Genomic DNA, 23,386 nt, shown 5'->3' on the forward strand with positions numbered 1-23,386 from the left:
GCGACCGACCGGTCAGCCTCGGGTGAGCCGGTACACCTCCGTGTCGCCCATGGCGGCACTGGTCCCCAGGAAGTGGACGACGTAGCCACGATCGGCGAATTCCTTCAGGAGGGTCTTGCGCTTGCCCACGGTATTGCCGTACGTATCGCCGAGCATCACTTTGCTGACGTAGTAGAGCTCGCGTGTCGCGGCACCGGACAGGTCCGGGAAGCGGGCGAGCAACTGGTCCTGGCTCGCCGCGTAGATCTGCGCCGTCGACGCCACCGGCCAGAGGGTGGCCGGAACGACCCCGCGCCGGTCCGAGTCGAGGACGATCGCGGCATTGGCGCCCGGGACCAGACGCTCGCCACGGTTCTGCAGATAGACGAACGCTGCGGTGGCGATCGTCACTCCGACGAGCTGAAAGACGAACAATGCCGAGATCGTGCGGATGGCGGCGTCGGACCGCTGCGCAGCGACGGCCAGGCCGACGGCCAGGAACGGGGTGAGGAAGTACAGATAGAGGGGACGCATGGTGTGCTGCGGGTCGATGAAGGTCAGGAACAAGGCGACCATCGTGAGCCAGGAACCGAGGAACACGAGGAGCGGAACAGACCCGCTGGTGAGCGCGATGCTGTGGTGGTCGTGCCGGTTTCGCCACCACCACCGCGCGACCATGACCAGGATCGGGATCACCACCGCGGCCGTCATCAACCATCCGGCCACCGACATCGCATCGGCGTGATACGTCGGATCCAGCGGCAGGAACGTCTCGACGAGGGCGGCTACCGATGCGGCAGCGCGCAGCGGCAGGGCGCCCCAGCTGAACGGCTGGGCCTGCGCACCACCTCGGTGCACCGACTCGATGAAGTCCGGGGCGGCGGCCATGAACGCGGCCCCGGCCGCCGCATAGGACGCGACCAGCGCTGCCAGTTCCCCGTACCTGCGACCGGTGACCACCGTGGTGCCGATCGCCAGGAACACCATCCCGGCGGGCACCACGAACAAGAACTGCGTCAGGATGCCCGCCGCCACCACCGGCGCCATCGCAGCCAGGTAGCCAAATCGATTGTGCTGCAACCACAGTACCGTCAGAAACAACAGCAGCGCGGTGAACAGCCCGAGCAGCGCGTACTGGCGGACGGCCACGTCCGCCGCACGGGTCGCCATGGTCAGCGCCCAAGTCAGCACCACGGCGTAGATCACCGGCGCCGGCACCGACAGCACGCGGCAGGTGGCGATGATGAGGACGGCCGTCACCCCGATGAACACCAGGTTCAGCGTCAGCGCGCTGGAAAGCGAGACACCGAACGCGATGAACCAAACGTGCAACGCCCAGAAGTAGAGCGGCGGATGGATGTCGAAATTGGCCATGTCCGAACGGATCTGGTCAAAGCAACCCGGAAATCGGAGTCGCCAGTAGTCCTGCCACACCCCGGCCGGCCCCCATTGCTGGGCGGGAGTGCCACCGGCATAGCGACCCTGATTGCACGTGACGCCGAGCATGGTGATGCCGTCGTCGTGGGACAGGAAACTCGAGTGCAGGCCGCGGACGGCCAAGATCGCACCGACCCCGACCCCTAAAGCGACGAAAACACCACGGTGCGTGGAGATCTGGAGAAATCGGAAATGTAATTCCGTCCCCAGAGCACGGCGGCGCCGATCCACAGAAGCGAGAATGTCACCGTCCCCGTCCCCTCATGCAGACGGCAATCACAGCGCTCCGCTACGAGATATGACAGCTCGTCGGCGACCGACGGCACCACAATCTCATGCACTCAGCACCTCTGCAAGCGAAACTGCCGAACCTGTGAATTACCAGAATTACTGGATACGCCAGGCCCTGGTCACCATCGAGGCATTGGCGGTGGCCTGACCGAAGTCGGTGTCGGCGTCATCCCCGTCGAAGTCGTCGAGCCAATCCCCATCGCGACTGCCCGGACCGCCCGCGCCCGCGTAGGCGGGCACCGGTGCGGCTGCCCTCCGCTTCAGCGAAACCTTCTTGGTGGGCGGCGCCGACGGCCACCAGTTCTTGTCACCCAAGAGGACCGCGATCGCGGGCACGGTGATGGTGCGCACCAGGAAGGTGTCGAGCAACAGGCCGATACCGATGATGAAACCGGTCTGCACGATGGCCGCGATACTGCTGACGGTCAGCGCCAGCATCGATGCCGCGAAGATCAGGCCCGCCGAGGTGATGACACCGCCGGTGGCACCGACCGTACGGATGACAGCCGCCCGGATTCCTCGATGCGCCTCCTCCCGGATCCGGGAGATCAACAACAGGTTGTAGTCGGCACCCACCGCCACCAGCACCAAGAACGTCACGCCGGGGGTGTTCCAGAAAATCGGCTGTTTCAAGATGAATTGGAAGACGATGACGGTGATGCCCAGGGCCGACATGTACGACAACACCACGGTGACGACCAGGTAGAGCGGCGCCAGGATGGCCCGCAGCAGTACCACCAGGATGAAGAACACCACGATCAGCGTCACCAGGACGATGTAGCGGATATCGGAGTTGTAGTAATTGCGGATATCGTTCTGGCCCCGGGTGAACCCGACCATCGTGACTTTCGCATCGGCCAAAGTCGTGTTGGGGCGAGCACTTTCGGCCGCCCCGATGATGTCCTCGATCTGATCCATGGCCTGCGTGCCGAACGGGTCGAGCGCGGTCTGCACCAGGTAGCGCGCCGTGTGTCCGTCCGGTGAGATGAACAGCTTCGCGGCCTTCTCGAACTCCGGCCGGGTGAGGATCTGCGGCGGGATGTAGAAGCCCGACATCGACGGGTCCGCCGCGTCGCGCTTCATCGCCAGCAGGAAGTCCGACGCCTGTCCCAGACCGCCGCCCATCTGCCGGGTCTGATCCACCAGCACCTTCACGCCCTGGGCCAGCTTGTCGCTGGACTCGGCGAGCAGGTTCGCGCCCTTGACCAGCGTCTCCAGCTGGACCTTCAGCGCCGCCGGATCGCTGGCCTTCAACTCGTCGGCCGCGGTCAGCGCGGTGTTCAGACTGGAATCGATACCGGCCAACTGATCGTGCAGGGAGGCTTCGTCCGTGGTCTCCAGCTGCCTGGCCGCCAGCCTGATCTGGTCCATGGTGCCGTCTTGGTACGAGTTGAGCAGGCTGGTCAGGTCGGTGCGCACGGCGCGGCAGGCCGGGTCGATCGAGCACCACGGCACCGAGTTGAGCACCTGCAAGGTCGGCTGCAGCCAGACCACGTTGGTGATCACGCCCTCCATGCCGACGCCGAGCGTCTTGCCGAGGTTGTGCAGCCCGTCCACCACCTGGGCGCTGGCGCTGGCCCGCTTGATCGTCCCGGTGCCACCGTAGTTCTTGTCGATCTCGACCAGCGCGTTCAACAGCGTGGTCAGCGGGCCGGCCGACTGCAGCACCTGGTCCCTGAGCTTGGCGAGCGCGTCGGCGAGCTGACGCGAGCCATCGGTCAGGGCGGTCAGATTGCTGTCGTTCTGCGAGATGAGATTGGTGGCCTCTTCCATCTTCTCGCCGACCTCGCCGGCCTGATGGGTGGCCCGCGCCTCGGTCAGCATCTCGCCGTTGGGCCGGGTGATCCCGCGGACGGCCGCGATATTCGGCAGCTGAGCCACCCGCGCAGCCATCTGTTCCATATCGGCCAGCGCGCGTGGTGACCGCAGATCCTGTGTATCGGAGTGGATGACGATGAACTGCTGCATCGAGTTGCTGACCGGGAAGTGCGCGTTCATCGTCTCGTAGGCGTCGTTGCTCGCCGACTTCACCGGCAGGTTCTTGCGGTCGTCGAAGTTGAAGTTGACCAGCAGCGCACAGCTGGCCAACGCGAACAGCACGGTGAGGCTGCAGATCAGGTTGAGCCAGGGTCGCCGCACGATGTTCACGCCGGACAGCCGCCAGAAACGGCCGGTGATGTCCTTGCGCGGGTTGACCCAGCCACGCCGGCCCGCCAGCACGATGAACGCCGGTAGCAACGTCACCGACGCCAGGAACCCGACGAAGATGGTCACCGCGAGCGCCGGCCCGATCGTCGAGAAGACGGCCAGCTGGGTGAACATCAGCGACATGAAGGTGAGCGCGACCGTGCCCGCCGAGCCGGCGATCACCTCCCCGATGGACACCAGCGCGGCGACGACCGCCTTGTCCGACTCCATTCCCCCGCGCAGATACTCCTGATAGCGACTGAACAGGAAGACGGCATAGTCGATACCGGCACCGATCATCATGCCGGTGATGAGCATGATGGTCTGCGGGCCCAGGCCGAGGCCGATCAAACCCAGCCCGGCGACCACCTGCTGCGCGGTGGCCAGCGAGATGCCGATGGTCAGCAGCGGGATGATCATCGCGACGATGTTGCGGTAGACGATGATCAGGATGAGCAGCACCGTGATGACGGTGGACAGCTCGATGATGTGCTGGTCGCGTATCGCGATCCCGGTGACGTCCTGCATGGTCGCCGCGGCGCCGACGACACTCGGGGTCAGCGTGGTGCCCGCCGTGGTCTCGTTGACGATCTTCATGGCGTCCCGGTACGCCTGCTGCCCCTTGCCGGTACCCATGGTGCCGTTCAGGCTGACCGGCAGGTTCCACGCCTTGCCGTCCTTACTGGTCATCGCCGGCTTCAGCTCGGGGATGTGGACGAAATCCTGGGTGCCGATCACGATGTCGGTCTTCGCCCGCAGTCTCTCGACCAGCTGGCGGTAGGTGGCCTCGTCCTCGGCGGACAACCCGTTCTCGTCGACGAGCACGACGGCCACCATGTTGCTCGCGCCGGCCTCGTTGAACGCGTCCTTCATCTGTTTGCCGGCGACCAGGACGGGGGCATCCTTGGGCCAGAAATCCGGCGGATGCTGAGCGGCAACGGTCGCCAGAGGGGGCAGCGCAGCGAACAACGCGCCGGCGATGACCACCCACGTGGCGATCACGAGCAGCGGGTGACGGACGATCAGCCGGCCACTAGCCGCCAAAAAGGCGTGCGCGCTCACCTTGGGACGTTTGAACATTGCGGACCAGGCTACAGGTTTCCGCAGCTGAGTCGACGACGCCGGTACGAATCCGAGCGCCGTCTAGCAATCTTCTCAGGTTGTTTATACATTGCCCTCCGAAGCAAGCGACCGACGCGCTGACCGCGTACGGAGTACAGCATCGACGCTGAACACCGCCAGCGCGACCCAGATGAGTGCAAATCCGAGCCAGCGTGCCGGCGGCATCGCCTCGTGTCCGACCAGCACACCCCACGACATTTGCATGACGGGCGTCAGGTAGAACAGCAGTCCCATCGTCACCATCGGCAGGCGCTGGGCGGCAGCAGCGAACAACAGCAGTGGGATTGCGGTGAGGGCACCGGAGCACATCAACAGCGCGACGTGCGTCGCTCCGTGCCCGAGGAAGGTGCTCGTACCGGCCGACTGAAGCATCAGCAGATAGCCCACAGCAAACGGGGCGGCCAACCCCGCCTCCACACCGACGCTGATCCTGGGATCGACGTCGACCGTCTTCTTCACCGCACCGTACAACGCGAAGGACAGCGCCAGACCCAGCCCGATATAGGGCAGGGATCCGATCTCCATGGTGAGCACCACGACCGCGACCACCGTGATCGCCAGAGCCACCAGCTGCGCGCGGTTGAGCCGTTCCCGAAAGATCAGCACTCCGAGCGCCACCGTCACCAGCGGGTTGATGAAGTAACCCAGGGCCGCGTCGACGACGTGACCGTTGTTCACCGCGTACACGTAGATGGCCCAGTTCGCCGCGATCAGCGCCGACGCGCAGGTCAGTAACAACCAGGTGCGTCGGGACATCGTGCGCAACTCGCCGAGTCGCCCGACCAGCACGATCACCACGGCCAGCAGGATGAGGCTCCACACGATGCGATGCGCAAGGATCTCACCCGCGCCCGCGGGCTTGAGCAGCGGGAAGAAGGCGGGGAACAGTCCCCACATTCCGTAAGCCCCCGCGCCGAACAACAACCCGGATCGATTCCCCGGGTCGCTTCGCTCCTGCCCTCCGGATCGATTCCCCGGGTCGCTTCGCTCCTGCCCTCCGGATCGCCTCCCGGCCACCTCAGTGCTCGTGATGACGCAACACGTCCAGTGCGTGCTGCAGATCAGCCGGATAAGGGCTGGTGATCTCTATCCACCTGCCGTCGGCGGGGTGGGCGAAGGCCAGCGACCGCGCGTGCAGCCACTGACGCTCCAGGCCCAGTTTCTTGGCCAGCTTCGGGTCGGCCCCATAGGTCAGGTCGCCGCAGCACGGATGGTGCAGCGCCGAGAAATGCACCCGGATCTGGTGCGTGCGGCCGGTCTCCAGGTGGACATCCAGCAGGCTCGCCGCGACATGAGCCTCCACCGTGTCGTAATGGGTGACGCTGTGCCGTCCCTGTTCGGTGACCGCGAACTTCCAGTCGTGGCCGCGGTGCCTGCCGATCGGCGCGTCGATGGTTCCGCTGGACGGATCTGGATGTCCCTGGACCAGGGCGTGGTAGCGCTTGTCCACGGTGCGTTCCTTGAATGCACGTTTGAGCAGGGTGTACGCCCGCTCCGAGATGGCCACCACCATGACGCCGGAGGTACCGGCGTCCAGCCGGTGCACGATGCCCTGGCGTTCGTGCACACCCGAGGTGGTGATCCGGTAACCCGCCGCCGCCAGCCCACCGAGCACCGTCGGTCCGGTCCAGCCCACCGACGCGTGCGCGGCCACCCCCGCGGGCTTGTCGACGGCGACGATGTCGGCGTCGGAGTACAGAATGGTCATGCCCTCGATGTCGACGGGCGTGTTCTCGATCGGCGCGGGCGCATCCGGTATGTGCACCTCCAGCCAGGCACCGGCGGTCAGTTTGTCCGACTTCCCCGCGGCGACCCCGTCGAGTTCGACACCGCCCTCTTCGGCGATCGCGGCGGCCGCCGTGCGGGACAGCCCGAGCAGCCGCGCCAGTCCGGCGTCGACCCGCATTCCCGCCAAGCCCTCGGGCACCGGCATTGATCGGGTCGTCACTCCGGCGAGTCCGCGTCGTCGCCCGCAACGGGCGCCGACTCCTTCGCAGGTTCCTCCGGCCGGCGCCGGCCGTCGGTATCGGAGGCGCCGTCCGGCTGGCGCCGGCCGTCGGTATCGAAGTCGAAGCCGAACAGCGACAGCACCACCAGCAGGATCGCCCCACCCACCACCGCGGGATCGGCGACATTGAACACCGGCCACCAACCGATGGACAGGAAATCCACGACGTGCCCGCGCAGCGGACCGGGCGAGCGGAAGAACCGGTCCATCAGATTGCCCAGGGCCCCGCCGAGGATCATCCCCAGGCCCAGGGCCCACCAGGGCGAGACCAGCCGGCGGCCCATCCAGACGATGCCGATCACCACACCCGTCGCGACGAGGGTCAGCACCCAGGTGTAGCCGGTGGCCATGGAGAACGCCGCACCGGAGTTGCGCACCAGGGTCCACGTCACGGTGTCCCCGATGATGGACACCGGCTGTCCCGGCGTCAGCAGGTGCACGGCGAGCACCTTGCTGACGATGTCCAGTGCCAGCACCACGCCGGCGACCACGAACAGCAGACGCAGACGCCGCCGTGGGCGCGGTCCGGCGGTGTCGTCGGCGCCGGCCCCGCCGTCTGGGGCCACCGGTGCAGCCGCTTTTTCGTCAGTCACGTGTCCATCATCCCAAACGGCGCCGCGGAGGCGGGGAACGCGCCCGTCCAATGCGGCCAGGCCGCCTATTCGGCGCTCTGTTGCAGGCTCGTCAGGTAGGGCTGCCAGTCCAGGCTGTCGATCGGGTCGGCCCGGGTGATCTCGTCGTCATCCTCGGCGAAGGTGCGGGCGACGCCGGGGCCGCTGGCCCGCGTCTCGAACCGGACCGTCATCACACCGTGGCCCGCCCCCTGCAACCAGCCGTGCCCGTACCGGCGGTGCGACACATCGTCGCCGATCCGCCAGGGGGTCGGCGCCGCGGCGACGGTGGCCGGGGTTGCCGGGTGTTCGGCGACCTCGTCGCGAACCTGGTCGAGGTCCGGGAACAACGATTCCTGCTGCACCAGGGACAGCCCGGAAAAGCCCACCCCGACCAGCCGAATGGGACCGACCTCCACCGGATCGAGCAGCAGCCGGCGGGCGGTCGAGATCAGGGTGGCCGCGTCGGTGGTGGCGTACGGCAGCGTCGCCGAGCGGGTCAAGGTGCTCATATCCGACTTCTTGAGCTTCACGGTGACGGTGCGCGCACCCCTGCCGTCCTTGGTCAGCCGCCGATGCGCGTGTTCACCGATCGGCACCGTCGCATCGCGTAACTGCTCCAGCGTCCGCAGGTCCTCGGCGAACGTCGACTCGGCGCTGATCTGTTTGGCCTCGGCCCGTTCGGCGACGGGGCGATCGTCGATCCCGCGGGCCAGCCGGTGCAGCGCCGGGCCGACCGTACCGCCCAGGATGTCGGCGACCTCCCCATCGCTGAGAGCGGCGAAGGCACCGATGGTCTCGATGCCGAGCCGGTTGAGCCGCTCCTCGGCGACCGGGCCGATACCCCACAGCCGGCGCACCGGCAGGCCGTCCAGCAGCAGCCGCTCGGCACTGCGGTCGACGACCCGGATACCGTCCGGTTTGGCCAGACCGGAGGCGATCTTGGCGACCTGCTTACCCGAGCCCGCGCCGACCGAGGCGACCAGCCCGGTCTGGTCCAACACCTTGGCGCGCAGTGCTTCGCAGAATCGTTCGACCTCGCTCGCCGCCGCGCCGACCAGTTCGGCCGGTTCACCGAACGCCTCGTCGAAGGACAGCTGTTCCAGCACCGGCACCACCGACCGCACGGTGTCGAACACCCGGCCGCTGGCGACTCCGTACACCGCACCACGCGGCGGCAGCACCACCGCCGGCGCGCCGACCAGCCGGCGCGCCTGGTGCATCGGCATCGCCGAGCGCGCGCCGAACACCCGGGCCTCATAACTCGCGCCGGCCACCACACCGCGCCCACCCAGCCCGCCCACCAGTACCGGGCGCCCACGCAGGGTGGGCCGGGTCAGCTGCTCGACGGACGCGAAGAACGCGTCCATGTCCAGATGCAGGACCCAGCGCTCCACAGTTGTCGATGCTAGGTGCAGCCTCCGACGTCGTTACGCTGACAACCCATGAACGACGTGCCCATCCGCGACGAGACGATTCGCCTGGGGCAGTTCCTCAAACTCTCCGGACTGATCGACACCGGCGCCGACGCCAAATCGGTCATCGCCGACGGGCTCGTCACCGTCAACGACGAGGTCGACACCCGCCGCGGCAGGCAACTGCGGCCCGGCGATGTGGTGAGTTTCGCCGGGCACAGCGCCCGCGTGGCCCAGCCCTGAACCGAGCGGTACTGATCAGGCCTTGGTGAGGGCGACCGTGACGCCGTCGCCGATCTCGGTACCGTCGACCGGCGTACCGAACTCGAAGCTGGTGGCCAGGATCTCCCCGGCGATCAGATCGCGATGGGTGGCCGCCCAGTCGGCGAACTGCTCGGGCACGGCCATCACCACCACGATCCGGTCGGATACCTCCAGGCCGGTGGACTTGCGCAGCTCCTGCAGCTCCCGGATCCGGTCCTTGGCCCAGCCCTCGGCCTCCAGCTCGGGGGTGACGGTGCCGTCGAGCACCACCAGTCCCGCACCGTCGGGCAGCGCCGCGGTCCATTCCGGTTCGGCGGCAACCAGTTTGGCGGTGTACTCGCCTTCCAGCAGCGTGGTGGGGCCGGCGCTGAGCGTGCCGTCGGCGTTGACCACACCCTGACCTGCCTTGACGGCCTTGATGGCGGCCTGCACGTCCTTGCCGATCCGCGGTCCGGCCACCCGCGCGTTGACCGCGAGCTCGAACCGGCCGTAAGCGTCGATATCGTCGGTGAGCTCGACCGCCTTCACATTCAGCTCATCGGCGATCAGATCTTTGAAGGGCTCCAGAGCAGACGGATTCTCCACTGCCACAGTCAGTTTCGTCAGCGGCAGCCGCACCCGCAACTTCTTGGCCTTGCGCAGCGAGGATCCCGTCGAACACACCTCGCGGACCTGATCCATGGCGGCCACCAGTTCCGGATCGGCGGGCAGCAGCCCTTCCTCGGGCCAGTCGGTCAGGTGCACCGACCGCTCCCCCGTCAAGCCCCGCCAGATGACCTCGGACACCAGCGGCAGCAGCGGCGCCGCCAGCCGCCCCGTCACTTCGAGGACGGTGTGCAGAGTGTCGATCGCGGCGGGATCTTCCGCCCAGAACCTCTGACGTGACCGCCGCACATACCAGTTCGTCAGCGCCTCGGTGAACTGGCGCAGCTGCTCGCACGCACCCGAGATATCGCAGCCATCCAACGACGCGGTGAGGTCATCGCGCAGTGCGGCCAGCTTGGCCAGGATGTAGCGGTCCAGCACATGGGTGGAATCCGTGCGCCAGGTGCCGCGGCGCGGTGCGTACAACGTCAGGAACGAGTAGGCGTTCCAGAACGGCAGCTGCACCTGACGCACCCCTTCGCGGATGCCCTGTTCGGTGACGATCAGGTTGCCACCGCGCAGGATCGGCGAGGCCATCAGGAACCAGCGCATGGCATCGGAACCGTCGCGGTCGAACACCTCGGACACGTCCGGGTAGTTGCGCAGCGACTTGCTCATCTTCTGGCCGTCATTGCCCAGCACGATGCCGTGTGCCACACAGGTTTTGAACGCCGGCTTGTCGAACAGCGCGGTGGCCAGCACGTGCATCGTGTAGAACCAGCCGCGGGTCTGACCGATGTACTCGACGATGAAATCGCCGGGGAAATGCGTGCTGAACCACTCTTCGTTCTCGAACGGGTAGTGCACCTGGGCGTACGGCATCGATCCGGAGTCGAACCACACGTCGAAGACATCCTCGATGCGGCGCATCGTCGAGCGGCCGGTCGGATCGTCGGGGTTGGGCCGGGTCAGCTCATCGATGAAGGGCCGGTGCAGATTGTCGGGCCGCACTCCGAAATCACGCTCCAGCTCGTCCAGGCTGCCGTACACATCGATACGCGGATACGCCGGATCGTCGGACTTCCACACCGGAATCGGGCTGCCCCAGTACCGGTTCCGCGAGACCGACCAGTCCCTGGCGTTCGAGAGCCACTTGCCGAACTGGCCGTCCTTGACGTGTTCGGGATACCAGGTGATCTGCTGGTTGAGCTCGACCATGCGGTCGCGGAACTCGGTCACCTTGATGAACCAGGACGACACCGCCCGGTAGATCAGCGGATTGCGGCAGCGCCAGCAGTGCGGGTAGGAGTGGTCGTAGGTCTCCTGGCGCAGCAGCACCGCGCCGTTGACCGCTGCCGCGCCGGTGCCGTTCTTGAGGTCGCGGATGATCTGCGCGTTGGCCTCGAAGACGTGCAGGCCCGCGTAGTCGGGCACCGTCGTGTCGAATCGGCCTTTGGAATCCACCGGGGTGACGGCGACGATATCGGCGGTGTCGGCGGTGGCCTTGTCGTCCTCACCGTAGGCGGGCGCCATGTGCACCAGGCCGGTGCCGTCCTCGGTGCTGACGAAGTCCGCCCCGAGTACCTGGAACGAATTGACCGCATCGGGGAAGTACGGGAACGGCGGCGCGTAACGCAGGCCCAGCAGCTGTTCACCGGTGTAGGTCGCCACCACCACCGGCTCCTCGCCGAGTTCGCGCGCGTAGGCGCCCAACCGCGCCTCGGCCAGTACGTACCGGTGTCCGTCGGGTCCCTCGACGACGACGTAGGTGACCTCGGGGTTGACGGCGACGGCCTGGTTGGACGGCAGTGTCCACGGTGTCGTGGTCCAGATCAGCAGGTAGCACCCGCCCAGATCGGGCCCGGCGCTGTCGTCGATCCGGAACCCGACCGTCAGCGCCGGGTCCTGCCTGCTCTGGTAGACGTCATCGTCCATCCGCAGCTCGTGGTTGGACAGCGGGGTCTCGTCGTTCCAGCAGTACGGCAACACCCGGTTGCCCTCGTAGGCCAGGCCGTTGTCCCACAGCTGTTTGAACGCCCAGATCACCGACTCCATGAAGCCGGGATCGAGGGTCTTGTAATCGTTGTCGAAGTCGACCCAGCGGGCCTGGCGGGTGACGTAGGCCCGCCACTCGTCGGTGTACTTGAGCACCGAAGCGCGGCAGGCGTCGTTGAAGGCGCCGATACCCATGGCCTCGATCTGGGCCTTGTCGGCGATGCCGAGTTGGCGCTGCACCTCGAGCTCGGCGGGCAGACCGTGGGTGTCCCAGCCGAAGCGGCGTTCCACCTTGTACCCGCGCATGGTCCGGTAGCGCGGGACGATGTCCTTGACGTAGCCGGTGAGCAGGTGGCCGTAGTGCGGCAGGCCGTTGGCGAACGGCGGGCCGTCATAAAAGACGTATTCGGGTGCGTCGGCGCGCCCGTCCAGGCTGGCGCGGAAGGTGCCGTCGGCAGCCCAGTACGCCAGCACATCGGTTTCCAGTGCCGGGAAGTTCGGCGATCCGCCCGTGAGCTTCGGGTAGGTGTCCACGTTGGCGGACATATGGTGTCGTCTCCTGTGCCAGGCGTGTCAGGCACGGGGACGAACGTCGCGCCGGTGCGCGAGCGCCGCGGTACCACCCCGCTTGCACACCACACACATGTGCCGCTCAGTTGCGGGCGATGACGGGCCCACCCGTTCGGTTCTACCGAGCCGCTTACCGGCTTTTCTTCCGAAGGCTCCCCGGTGATGGCCGGATCGATGCCGATGGGAGAAGTTTACGTCAGGCGGCGTCGACCGCCGTCGGCACGGCCTCCGACGCGATCTCGATGAGCGCCAGCGGGAACTGCTCGGTGAGCTCGACGATGGTGTACTCCTCGAACCGGCGGGTGTCATACCACCAGTCCAGGTTGAGCACGTCGCCGCTGCGGTACGCCCGCAGCTTCAGCGCGTGGCCGAGGCCGGGGATGACCTCACACGCCGGTGCCGGATCGGCGTAACTGAACGCCACCTCGGCCTCGGGGTGTGCGCCGTGGCGGGCGGTCGCGCCCTCGATCGCGGCTCGGACCTCGGTCAGCATCTCGGTCGCGTCGACCTCGGAAGGCGACGCGCAGCTCAGCCCGACGGCGTGCACGGTGGTCTCGACCGTCGACTGGCGCACGAGGTCGACGGCAACCACGCCGCTGCCGATCGTGCGGTGGACGGTGCGGGCCAGCGCGGCCAGCAGGATCTGCTCGGCCGGCACGCGCAGGTGCCGGCCGGCGCCTTCGAGCTCTTCGCTGAGCACCTCCGACAACGGCGCCTGCACCCGCTGCAGATCATCGGGCTTCGGCGCGTCGTCGACGTCGTAGTCGGTGATCATGACGGTGGCACCCAGATCGGCGGCAACGTCATCGGGTGCACGCCCGACGCCGGAGGGAGAAAATTCGCCGGTTTCGACTCTGTTCCGGAATAGCGGAGCAACCATGGGCACCACATTACGGCCCGTGTCCCAAAATTGGGACACAACTCCCGAAACTGTGACGCCAGTGTCAATTAAGGAATTCATGTCCGTTTTTTGGTTGCTGGCGCCCAATAGCGGGATGCCGTTATTGTGGGTGGGTGCCACGTACCGATGAGAACGGTCGACAACTCAAAGCGCTGCTCGATTACCTGCTCGACGGTGATGTCGAGGCCAAGGACATCTACGACGCCCTCGGTATCTCCAGCAGCACGTACTACCGGCGGATCAAAGAGGCCAGCTACCCCGACGCCGAGGAACTTCGCCGCGTCGCCGATCGCTTCACCTTGAGTTATCCCGACCTTCAGGTGCGTTTCGGCCTCATGAGCCGCCAAGAGGTGTGGAATTACATCGAGTCGACGCCGTTCACTGTCACCGCGGTGAAGGAAGCGGTCCGTGAGGAGGTCGGCACCCGGCGGCAGACCCGCCCGCCACGACTGTCCCAACTCTCACCGCGTAGCGACGCGCCCCCGCTCTAACCAGTAGTATTTGCTGACAATAATTCAGCTCGAAGGCGACACAGATGCAACTGACCATCCTCATCGCGATCACCTTGGCGTGTATCGCGTGGAGCCTGTGGATCCGTCGCGTCACCTGGTCGTGCCGCTGGGAAGTTGCCGCGACCCTCAACATCGCGTTACAGGGCCTGGCTGTTCTGCTGATGTCGCCGCTGGCCTCGGAAACCCTGGGCAAACTGCTGCACGCGATGACCGGTATGTGGAACCTCGAGGACTACATCGGCCACGACTGTTACATCGTCGCGGCGTCGGCCATCGTCTACAACGCCGTCGGCAGGTTGCAGGACGACCACGCCATGCAGAGCTCGTTCAAGCAGTACATCGAGCGTCCGGCCACGCTGTGCATCCCGCTGATGCTGGCCGCCTTCTCGCTGAGCAACGGCGCCACGGTGTACCGCGCCGACTTCTTCGAGGTGCCCACCGACTTCTGGCTCAGCCTGTACTGGCTGATGGTCTGCGGCATGCTGATCTACCTGCTCGGCTATGGGGTGCGCGCCCTGCTGGTGCTGCGCAAAGACCCCAAGTCACGGGCCATCGCCAATGTCTATCTGGTCGCCTCGGCGAGCGGCATCCTGGCCTGTGCCATCCGGATCGTCACCGCCTACGTCGTCCCCTTGCAGATCTGGGACGGCGGCACGCTGGTCTGGATCTTCGCCTGTGGGTGCGCCGCCGGCTTCGCCCTGACCTCGGCGCACTCCTGGCGGATCAAGACGAAGTGGTTCAGCAGAGCCAGTCGCTGACCGCCCGATCGGCCCACCCGGCCTACGCCGGTACCGAATAGACTTCCCGCTCATGAGAATCGTTGTGGCAGTCCACGGCACGCGCGGCGACGTCGAACCCTGCGCCGCGGTGGCGCGCGAACTGCGCAACCGGGGTCACGAGGTCAGGATCGCCGTGCCGCCCAATCTCATCGGCTTCGTGGAGTCGGTCGGCCTGGGACCCGCCGTCGCCTACGGTGTCGACTCCCAGAAGCAGGTGGAAAGCGACGCGTTCCAGAACTATTGGAAGCTGAAGAACCCGGTGGCCGCCATCAAGGAGGGCATCGCCTACTACACCGACGGGTGGGCGGATATGAACGCCACCCTCACCGAGCTGGCCGCCGACGCCGACCTCATCCTGACCGGGACCACCTATCAGGAGGTGGCCGCCAACGTCGCCGAGCGCTACGACATCCCGATGGCGGCCCTGCACTACTTCCCGGCCCGGCCCAACAGCCACCTGCTGGCAGTACCGCTACCGTCGTGGGCCATCAAACCCAGCTTCGCGGTCGGCGAGTGGGCCCTGTGGCGACTCGGCAAGTCCGCCGAGGACGCCCAGCGCCGCACCCTGGGCTTACCGGCCACCAACATCCGGTCGGCGCGGCGCATCGTCGAGGCGGGGGCGCTGGAGATCCAGGCCTACGACCCGACCTTCTTCCCCGGCCTGGCGCAGGAGTGGGGCGGCACGCGTCCCCTGGTCGGCGCGATCACCCTCGGATTGGAGACGGCCATCGACGAGGAGGTGACCTCCTGGATCAACGCCGGCACCCCGCCGATCTACTTCGGCTTCGGCAGTATGCCGGTGGAATCCCCCGCCGACGCGGTCGCCATGATCACCCAGGTCTGCGCCGAACTGGGTGAACGCGCGCTGATCAGCGCCGGCGTCTGGGATCTCGACGATATCGCGGCCGCCGAGCACGTCAAGCTGGTCGGCGCGGTGAACCACTCCGCGGTGTTCCCGGCCTGCCGGGCCGTCGTGCACCACGGTGGCGCCGGAACCACCGCCGCAGGCGCCCGAGCCGGTGTGCCCACCCTGGTGTTGTGGGTGTCCGCCGATCAGCCGGTGTGGGCGAGGGCCGTGCGCAAGCTGAAAATCGGTACCTCACAACGGTTCACCTCGATGAACAAGAAGTCGCTCACCGCCGCGCTGCGGACCGTGCTGGATCCGGCCGTCGCCCGGCGGGCCCAGGAGTTCGCCGCCGGTCTGGCGACGCCGGCGCAGAGCGTGGCCTCGGCAGCCGATCTGATCGAGCACGCGGCACGCCCCGTCCGGACCGGCTAGAGCTAGAAGGTCGCCGCGAGCCCGAAATCGTCCAAGGCGCCGGCCAGGGCGGCCCGGATCGCGGCGCGCGAGTTGTCGCCGCCGACGGTCCAGCCGCCCGCCGCGACGAAGACCCGGCCGTGCAGCCGGCCCGACACCAGCCCCAGGTATCCGTTCATCTGATTGAGGTCGCGTGAGGTGATCCGCGGTTCCAGCAGCCGCAGCGAGACGTAGTCCGCGTCGGTGCCGTCGGGCCGGTTCACCGCGGGGTCGAGCTCCCCCATGTTCGAGCAGCCGATCGGGCTGTTCACCGACACCACCATGGCTTCGAGGCGGCGCACCAACGCCTTCGGGGTGAGCGGCGTCAGCGGCAGCGGCCCCATCAGCCGGGCCGACATCTCGGCGGATTCCGACAGCGCCTGTTTCATGGCCGCGCGGACGCCCGCGAGCTCGGCGGTGACCACGGCCGGATCGGCGGTCATATGTGTGGCGATGAGCGCGTTGGCGCGGGTATCCCCCGGCTGCCGCTCACTGACCGGCCAGGAGAGTTTGACCAGCCCGTCGGCGGCCACCCGGCCGCGCCGGGCACCGAGCCGCGCCGCGAGCCCGGCGAACAGTGAATTACTGGTTCCGCCAAGGGCTTTCGCGGTCCGATCCCAGTCATCGATATCGACGAAGGCCGTGACGTTCGGCGCCACCACCGGGCGGTCGTCACCGTCGCGCGGTGGCTGCGCCGCGGTCCGGAACGAGGTCGCCAGGTCCGCGCGCTCACTGCGTGCGACCGCGACGGCGGCCGCGATCGCACGTCCCATCGACGGCACCGCCCGTAACACCTGCACGCCGTCCTCACGCAGCGCCTTGCCGCGCGGGCGCGACCCCGGGGGCGGATACCCGAGATCCAGTACGACCCCCTTGACGGCGTCCGCGACAGCCATCGAGAAGCCCTGACCGTCGGCCACCGAATGCGACGCCGTCAGGCTCAGCGCGGCGCCGCCGTCGGTCAGGGGTTGGACCCCGAGTCGCCACCCCGGCCCGCTCGCCGGGTCGATCGGCAGGGCCACGTGCTCATCGGCGAAGTCCCACACGTGCTCGCGGGTCCGCGGCTCGGCGTAGGTGTCGATCCCGGGCGGTTCCGGTTGGGCCACCCAGCGATGCCTGCCGATCGGCAGTGGCGAGCACTCGATGCGCCGGCCCAGCAGCGTGCCCACCAGATTGCGGTGGAAACGCTGCACGCCGGCCATGTCGATCGGCCGCCGGTAGATCCACGTGTACTGCATGATGGGTCCGCGGCCGAGGGCCTGCAGTCCGTGGAACGACGTCTGATCGATATAGGCGAGGGTGTTGTCTGTCCCTGTCACGAAACCCGACGGTCTCAGGCCGACTGCACTTTGTCGTCCAGCCGGTCGAACTGGCGATTACGGTACAACTCCGCCGACGACGACCGACGCACCTTACCGCTGGTGGTCAGCGGGATCGAACCGCTCGGCACGAAGACCAGATCGGCGGCGCTGATCCCGTGTGTCTCCGACACCGCGGTCGCCACATCGCGTTTGATCGACGCCAGCTCGTCCTCGGCGATCTGTTCGCGCTTCTTGATCTCGATGATCGCGACCAGCTGCTCGGTGTTGTCCTCCTCGACCCCGAAGGCGGCCACCCGGCCCCCGGTGATCTCGGTGATGGTGGACTCGATGTCGTCCGGGTAGTGGTTGCGGCCCCGCACGATCAGCAGATCCTTGATCCGGCCGACGATGAACAGCTCGCCCTCGGAGATGACGCCGAGGTCGCCGGTGCGCAGCCACGGACCTGCGGGCGTACCCGCGGTCGGGCCGACGATCTCGGCCTTGAAGACCCGCTCGGTCTGCTCCGGCTTGCGCCAGTAGCCGAGGCAGTTGTTCTCGCCGTAGGTCCAGATCTCACCGATGATCCCGGCCGGGCATTCCACGCCGGTCTCCGGATCGACGATGCGCACCAGCGGTGAGGTCTCCGTGCCGTAGCTGACCAGCGCGGTGCCGTCTTCCAGCGCACAGCGCTCGGCGTGCCCAGCGGCCAGCTTGTCCGCGTCGAAAGCGGCGACGTTCGGCGGACTGCCGGCCGCACGGGTGGCGACATAAAGGGTGGCCTCGGCCAGGCCGTAGGACGGCTTGAGCACCTCAGGATGGAAGTTGAACTTGGCGAACCGCTTTGCGAAGCGGCGCAGCGTGGCCTCGTGCACGCGCTCGGCACCGCTGACCAGGGCGGCCACCCTGCCGAGGTCGAGCCCGGCCATATCCTCGTCGGTGGTGCGGCCCGCGGCCAGCTCGAAGGCGAAGTTGGGGCCGGCGGTCAGCACATTCGGGTAGCTCGCCATCATCTGCACCCACCGGGCCGGCTTGGCCGTGAACGCCATCGGGGTGGTGAACACGGTGTGCCAGCCGCCCAGGATGGGATAGCCGATCCCGAAGAGCAGGCCCATATCGTGGTAGAAGGGCAGCCAGATCGCCACGGTCGTGCCCGCGGGCGCAATGTGGCCGAACGCCCCGAACTGGTCGTGCACGAACTGCTCGAAGTTCGCCGATACGTTGGCGTTGGTGACCATCACACCGGCCGGCGTGCGGGTGGAGCCGGAGGTGTACTGGAGGTATGCCGTCTCCGGGAACTCCTCCCGGGACTTGAGGTTCTTGCGCCGCTCGTCCAGGTCCAGCTTGTCGACCTCGACGATCACCGGTGCCGGGCGGTCCTCGCTGGCGACCGCGTATTCGGTCAGCGATTCGGTGACCGCCGACGTGGTGAGCAGGATGGCCGGTGCGGAGTCCTCGATGACGGCGGCGATGCGCTCGTCGTGTCGGCCACCCTTACCTGCCTGCGGCACCGATAGCGGAACGCCGATCAAGCCGGCTTGCAGGGTGGACAGGAAGGCGATGACGTATTCGAGGCCTTGGGGCGCGACGATGACAGCACGTTCGCCGATCTCGGCAATCTGTCGAAGCTCCCAGGCCAGGCTGTGCACGCGACGGTAGAGCTGCGCCCAGGTGAGGCTGACGGCGACACCGTCGGGATCGATCTCGTAGTTCAGGTAGGTATATGCCAGGTCATCGGGCTGCAGACTCGCGCGTTCGCGCAGCACACCGACGAGAGAACTCTGTGTCATGGGCATAAACCTCTATCAGTCATCACGCTCTATCAGTCAGCACGGCCGCGGTGCTATCGAATCTCGCCGGTGAGTTCGAATTCGGCCAGGGTGTCGGCGACCAGCTCCCGAAGGAGCGCCTTGGAGTTTTCGGCACCGGGCTTGTACGCCTCGACGCCGATGTTGATTTTGCCACCTACCAGCACGGAAACCACAACCAACTGGCCGCCGCTGAGTTCGAGAAAGTGCCGGGTGAGTCCCTGATCGACGCCGCGGAACACGGACCAATCCGCCGGCGTGCCGTCCACCGATCCCAGCTCCTCGGGCATGATACCGATATTCGAGCAGGTCACGGGCAGGTCATTGGCACCCACGATGCTGTCGGCCAACAGTCGGACGGCCTTGCGCGGCAGCAGAGGCACCAGCGGCAGCACGTCCAGGAGCGGATTGGGCGTCTCCTCGTTGGTCTTGAGCGCCTCACGTACGGCAGCCCGCACGGCGCTCAGATCCTTGGTCACCGGGGTCGGGTCGACCTTCACGTTGGTCAGCGACATCGCGTTGGCGCGATAGTCCTTGTCACCGCGGTCGGCCTTGGCGATCATCAACGTCACATTGCCGTCGGGGCCGCGGCGGTCCAGCCGCTCGCCCAGCCGGGCCGCGAAACCGGCCAGCAGCGCGTAGGTGTTACCGCCCAGGGCGCGGGCCCGCTCCTCCCAAAGCGCGGGGTCGATCCAGACCGACGTCCACGGCACCAGGACGGGCTCGTCCGGGCCGGTGGGCTTCTTCCTCGGCGCGGGGGCGCTCCCGTCCACATTCGCGGGGGCGTTCTTGGCACCTTCGCGGACGAGCTTGACCAGTTTGGCCGCCGCCCGCGCCGCCTGCGGCAACTCGCGCACGGTATCGCGCAGGTCCGCCACGATGGCGCGCCCGGTGCGGCGGGAATACGGCGCGGGATAACCGATGTCGATCTTGTTGCCGATCACGGCCGCCCACACCGCGAGTGCGGCGCCGACGCCGTCACCCAGGCAGTGCGTGCCCACCACACAGACCGCCGTCGAGCCGTCGTCGAGCGGCTGGACGGCAATATGCCAACCCGGGCCCTCTTCGGCGTCGACGTGAATCTGGGACCGGAAATCGATCCAGTCGTTGAGGTCTTCGCGCGGGATCGGCGTCTCGTTGACCTCCAGCGGGGACGCCGGTCCCGGTGTGGCCACCCATCGATACCGGCCGAACGGCAGCGGCGAACGCTCGATGCGCCGGCCGGCCATGCCATAACCGAAATTGCGGTGGAAGCGCCGCACGCCTTCCATGTCGATAGGGCGCTCGTAGACCCAGACACACTGGATCGTCTGCATCCGGCCGGTGGCGTTCAACGACCGGACCATGCCCTCGTCGAACAGGGCCAGGCGGTTGTCCATCTGCACTCCTGAGATCTGCCGTTACTCGACCGGGCCGGACAGGCCGAATTCCGCGAGCGTGCTGAGGATCACCTCACGCAACCACGGCTTGGAGTTCTCCGCGCCGGGTTTGTAGGCGACGACGCTGAGCGCGATCGTGCCGTTGAGTCGCAGGGCCACCACGGTGAGCAGGCCACCGCGCTTTTCCAGCGAGTGCCGGGTGATGGTGCGGTCCACGCCGCGGAAGAACAGGTATTCGGCCGGGGTACCGTCGGCCAGGGCGACGTCGGGGGGCAGTTCGCCCATGTTCGAGCACGACACCGGCATATCCGCGGAGAACCCGAACACCACATCGGCCACCGCGTGCACGGCGCGTTTGGGCACCCACGGGACCAGCGGCAGCAGCTGCAACGTCTCGTCCGGCACCTCGCGGGCCGCGGTGATGCCCGCCTTCAGTGCCGCACGGGCGTGGGACAGGTCGGTGGTCACCTTGGTCGGGTCGACGACGATATCGGCCAGTTTCACCGCGTTGGCGCGGGTGTCGCCGAACTGCCGGTCGGCCTGCGGCACGTTGAGCGTCACCAGACCGTCCTCGGCGCGGTGCCGGCCCAGGCGTTCGGACAACTTGGCGGCGAACCCGGCCACCAGCGAATAGCTGTTTCCACCAAGGCTTTCCGCGCGCGCGTCCCACTCCGCAGTCGGGATGAACACCGAAAGCGCAGGCACCTTCACCAGGTGATCGGGACCTGTCGGCTTCGCGACCCGCACCGCGCCGGAGCGGGAGATCTCGTGGCGCCGGGCGTAGGCGAGTTTGACGGCCGCGACCAGGGTGCGGCCCAGTTCGGGCAGTCCACGCACCGTGACGCGCAGATCCTCGATGACGGCCTGTCGCCGGGTCCGGCTCTTCGGCGGGTTCCAGCCGTGATGCAGCCGGGCCTGGTGCGCCGCCTCCAGCAGGGCCAGCACCCCGGCGCTGCCGTCACCGGTGCAGTGCGAGGCGGTCAGCGATACCGCGGTGGAACCGTCGGTCATCGGCAGCACGCCGATATGCCAACTCGGACCGTGCTCGGGATCCAGCGGCCTCGCCGTCCGCTCGTCGACCCAGTCGCTGAGTTCGGAACGCGGACGTGGCTCGGCGATCTCCAGCTCCTGCTGAGGTCCGTGCACCGTCACCCAGCGGTGCCGCCCGAACGGCAGCGGGGACGGCTCGATGCATCGGCCCATCAGGCCGTAGCCCATGCCGTCGAAGAACTTACGCAGGCCGTCGTAGTCGATGGGATGCTCGTAGATCCAGTTGGCCTGGACCACCGACTCCGCGCCGGTGGCGCGCAGGGCCAGGAACATCACCTGATCGGTGAACGAGAGCACATCGTCTTGTCGTGCGGCGTCCGGATTGCTCGTGGCGCCCGGCGTTGTGGTGGCACGCGTCATCGCACCGTCACCTCCATGAAGAAATGCGGTCAGGCGGTCTTGAGATCGAGGTCGGCCGCATCGGTGTCGGTGAAGGATTCCACCGGAACCAGTCCGTCGATCACCCGCAGGTAGACCTCGCGCATCGACTCGACGTAGCGCAGCACCGACTCCCGGGCGATCGAGTTGTTCGGGAAGGCGACCGTCACCGTCGTCTCCTTCTCCCCCCCGGTTCACCCACATGCCGACCTGGTACGCGGACCGGGGATCACTGTAGATCCGGCCGCCCAGGCTCTGGAAGTGCTCGATGACGCCCGGCAGCAGCATGCCGACGTCGATGAACGACAACATCGGGGTACCGGGATCCGGCGGACGAACCCCCTCGTCGGCCGCCAGTTCCAGGACGCGTTCGAACGGAACGTGCGCCAGGTCCATCCCGCCGTCGAACGATGCCTGGGCCGCCAGCGCGGTATCCGCGAACGAGGTGATGTCCACCGGGACCGCGATCGGCACCAGGCCGGTGAACCAGCCCGTGGTCATGAAGTCGAGCTGGGTGCGCCGCGTCGTGGTCGGTGTGATCACCGAGTAGGTGTCCTCACCGGTCAGGGCCGCGTGTGCCAGGGCACCGCAGGCGAAGACGCCGCCGCTGAACCGCGCACCGGCCGCGGTGCACGCCTTCTCGAACTTGTCGGTCTGGTCCTGATCGAGCAGCTGCAGGGTGATGACGTCACCGGAGTGCGTGACCGACGCGTCGCCCAGCGGCAGCGAGAACCCGGGCAGCGTGCCGCCGTTGAGTTCGAGGAAGTCGATCCAGCCGCGTACCTCGTCGGAATCGGTGGTCAGATCGGCGGTGTACTGGCGCTGCGCGATGCAGTACTCGGCGTAGCTGCCCGCCTCGGGAAGCTGCAACGGCGCCTCGCCGCGCACCAGCGCGTCGTACATCATGTGGATCTCGACGAACGCCAACCCGATGAACATCGCATCGGTGTGCACGTGGTCGACGCTGATGTAGATGGTGAAATGGTCGGCCCGCTGGATGACACCGAAGTGGAAGCAGTCCCACTGCCAGGGGTCCGGGGTCGACATCACGTGGTCGCGCCATTCCGCGGCCGCCATCTCGCCGTGCTCGGTCGCCACGAACTTGATATCGCGCGGGTTGGTCACGGTGTGCCGGATGATCTCGCCGGTCTCGCCCTCGCCGGCGAACTCGAACCAGCTGTGGAACGTGTCATGCCTGCGCAGATAGGCGTTGATCACATGCGTCATCGCGCGCACATCGCACTGCCCGGGCACATCCCAGCCCGGGATGATGAGCCGGGCCATATCGGTGCCCTCGGCCAGATGCTTGCGATAGGCAAGCAGATGCTGTTCCTGCTGATAGCTGGTGGGCACATCACTGACCGGTGCCTCTCGCACCTTCGCCAGCGACGCGCGCGACGGATGCCAAGAGATCACCACACCTGGTTCACCGATCCACTCTTGTATCGGCTTCATCGCAACCACTTATTGGTCTCCTACCTGGACGACGTCGTCGGACGGGGTGCGCATCGATGCGCTCT

Annotated in this window: 16 protein-coding genes and 1 pseudogene; 4 read left to right on the forward strand and 13 right to left on the reverse strand. The window is 67.1% G+C overall.

The features are described from left to right. Positions 1-12 precede the first annotated feature (12 nt). From QN239_RS18760 to QN239_RS18785, 6 genes are all read right to left on the reverse strand, one after another. Entirely contained in the window at positions 13-1,539 is a 1,527-nt protein-coding gene (locus tag QN239_RS18760; RefSeq protein WP_499012613.1) for a glycosyltransferase family protein, read from the reverse strand. Between the two features lie 264 nt (positions 1,540-1,803). Further along, entirely contained in the window at positions 1,804-4,974 is a 3,171-nt protein-coding gene (locus QN239_RS18765) for an MMPL/RND family transporter (RefSeq protein ID WP_499012615.1), read from the reverse strand. A gap of 84 nt (positions 4,975-5,058) precedes the next feature. Continuing rightward, positions 5,059-5,940 (reverse strand): EamA family transporter RarD, encoded by an 882-nt coding sequence (gene rarD / locus QN239_RS18770; protein WP_499012616.1) that lies wholly within the window; start codon positions 5,938-5,940, stop codon positions 5,059-5,061. 94 nt (positions 5,941-6,034) lie between these two features. Then, positions 6,035-6,964, reverse strand: coding sequence for an RluA family pseudouridine synthase (locus tag QN239_RS18775; RefSeq protein ID WP_499012618.1), 930 nt, complete (start codon positions 6,962-6,964; stop codon positions 6,035-6,037). Beyond that, complete coding sequence (gene lspA, locus QN239_RS18780; protein WP_499016856.1) at positions 6,961-7,590, reverse strand: signal peptidase II; 630 nt, start codon at positions 7,588-7,590, stop codon at positions 6,961-6,963. The genes QN239_RS18775 and lspA overlap by 4 nt, the downstream gene beginning before the upstream one ends. A gap of 92 nt (positions 7,591-7,682) precedes the next feature. Continuing rightward, complete coding sequence (locus QN239_RS18785) at positions 7,683-9,032, reverse strand: DNA polymerase IV (RefSeq protein WP_499012619.1); 1,350 nt, start codon at positions 9,030-9,032, stop codon at positions 7,683-7,685. A gap of 48 nt (positions 9,033-9,080) precedes the next feature. Here QN239_RS18785 and QN239_RS18790 point away from each other — a divergent pair, with 48 nt between their 5' ends. After that, positions 9,081-9,293: an RNA-binding S4 domain-containing protein gene (locus tag QN239_RS18790; protein ID WP_499012620.1), complete on the forward strand. Its 213-nt coding sequence runs from the start codon at positions 9,081-9,083 to the stop codon at positions 9,291-9,293. Between the two features lie 15 nt (positions 9,294-9,308). Here QN239_RS18790 and ileS read toward each other — a convergent pair whose 3' ends face one another. Further along, entirely contained in the window at positions 9,309-12,428 is a 3,120-nt protein-coding gene (gene ileS, locus QN239_RS18795; RefSeq protein ID WP_499016857.1) for an isoleucine--tRNA ligase, read from the reverse strand. Positions 12,429-12,660: 232 nt separating this feature from the next. Next, on the reverse strand, positions 12,661-13,344 hold the full coding sequence (locus tag QN239_RS18800; RefSeq protein WP_499012622.1) for a hypothetical protein: 684 nt from the start codon (positions 13,342-13,344) through the stop codon (positions 12,661-12,663). A 134-nt stretch (positions 13,345-13,478) separates the two neighbouring features. Here QN239_RS18800 and QN239_RS18805 point away from each other — a divergent pair, with 134 nt between their 5' ends. From QN239_RS18805 to QN239_RS18815, 3 genes are read left to right on the forward strand one after another with little or no spacing between them, the layout of a single operon-like run. Beyond that, positions 13,479-13,856, forward strand: coding sequence for an XRE family transcriptional regulator (locus tag QN239_RS18805; protein ID WP_499012624.1), 378 nt, complete (start codon positions 13,479-13,481; stop codon positions 13,854-13,856). Positions 13,857-13,900: 44 nt separating this feature from the next. After that, positions 13,901-14,635: a hypothetical protein gene (locus tag QN239_RS18810; RefSeq protein WP_499012625.1), complete on the forward strand. Its 735-nt coding sequence runs from the start codon at positions 13,901-13,903 to the stop codon at positions 14,633-14,635. Between the two features lie 52 nt (positions 14,636-14,687). After that, complete coding sequence (locus tag QN239_RS18815; RefSeq protein WP_499012627.1) at positions 14,688-15,935, forward strand: glycosyltransferase; 1,248 nt, start codon at positions 14,688-14,690, stop codon at positions 15,933-15,935. A 2-nt stretch (positions 15,936-15,937) separates the two neighbouring features. Here the strand turns inward: QN239_RS18815 and QN239_RS18820 are convergent, their stop codons facing one another. The 5 genes and pseudogenes from QN239_RS18820 to QN239_RS18840 all read right to left on the reverse strand — a co-directional run bounded on the left by QN239_RS18820 (position 15,938) and on the right by QN239_RS18840 (position 23,330). Next, the gene (locus QN239_RS18820; protein ID WP_499012628.1) at positions 15,938-17,272 is read right to left on the reverse strand and encodes a condensation domain-containing protein; all 1,335 of its coding nucleotides are present in this window, start codon (positions 17,270-17,272) and stop codon (positions 15,938-15,940) included. Positions 17,273-17,286: 14 nt separating this feature from the next. Further along, the gene (locus tag QN239_RS18825; RefSeq protein ID WP_499012630.1) at positions 17,287-19,041 is read right to left on the reverse strand and encodes an AMP-binding protein; all 1,755 of its coding nucleotides are present in this window, start codon (positions 19,039-19,041) and stop codon (positions 17,287-17,289) included. A gap of 53 nt (positions 19,042-19,094) precedes the next feature. After that, a complete protein-coding gene (locus QN239_RS18830) occupies positions 19,095-20,438 on the reverse strand; it encodes a hypothetical protein (protein ID WP_499012632.1) in 1,344 nt (447 codons plus the stop codon). A 21-nt stretch (positions 20,439-20,459) separates the two neighbouring features. Further along, entirely contained in the window at positions 20,460-21,848 is a 1,389-nt protein-coding gene (locus QN239_RS18835) for a hypothetical protein (protein WP_499012634.1), read from the reverse strand. Between the two features lie 29 nt (positions 21,849-21,877). Continuing rightward, positions 21,878-23,330: pseudogene (locus QN239_RS18840) on the reverse strand (condensation domain-containing protein). Between the last annotated feature and the right edge of the window lie 56 nt (positions 23,331-23,386).

This window comes from Mycolicibacterium sp. Y3 (genome assembly GCF_051188035.1).
In the GTDB taxonomy this organism is placed as follows: domain Bacteria; phylum Actinomycetota; class Actinomycetes; order Mycobacteriales; family Mycobacteriaceae; genus Mycobacterium; species Mycobacterium fluoranthenivorans.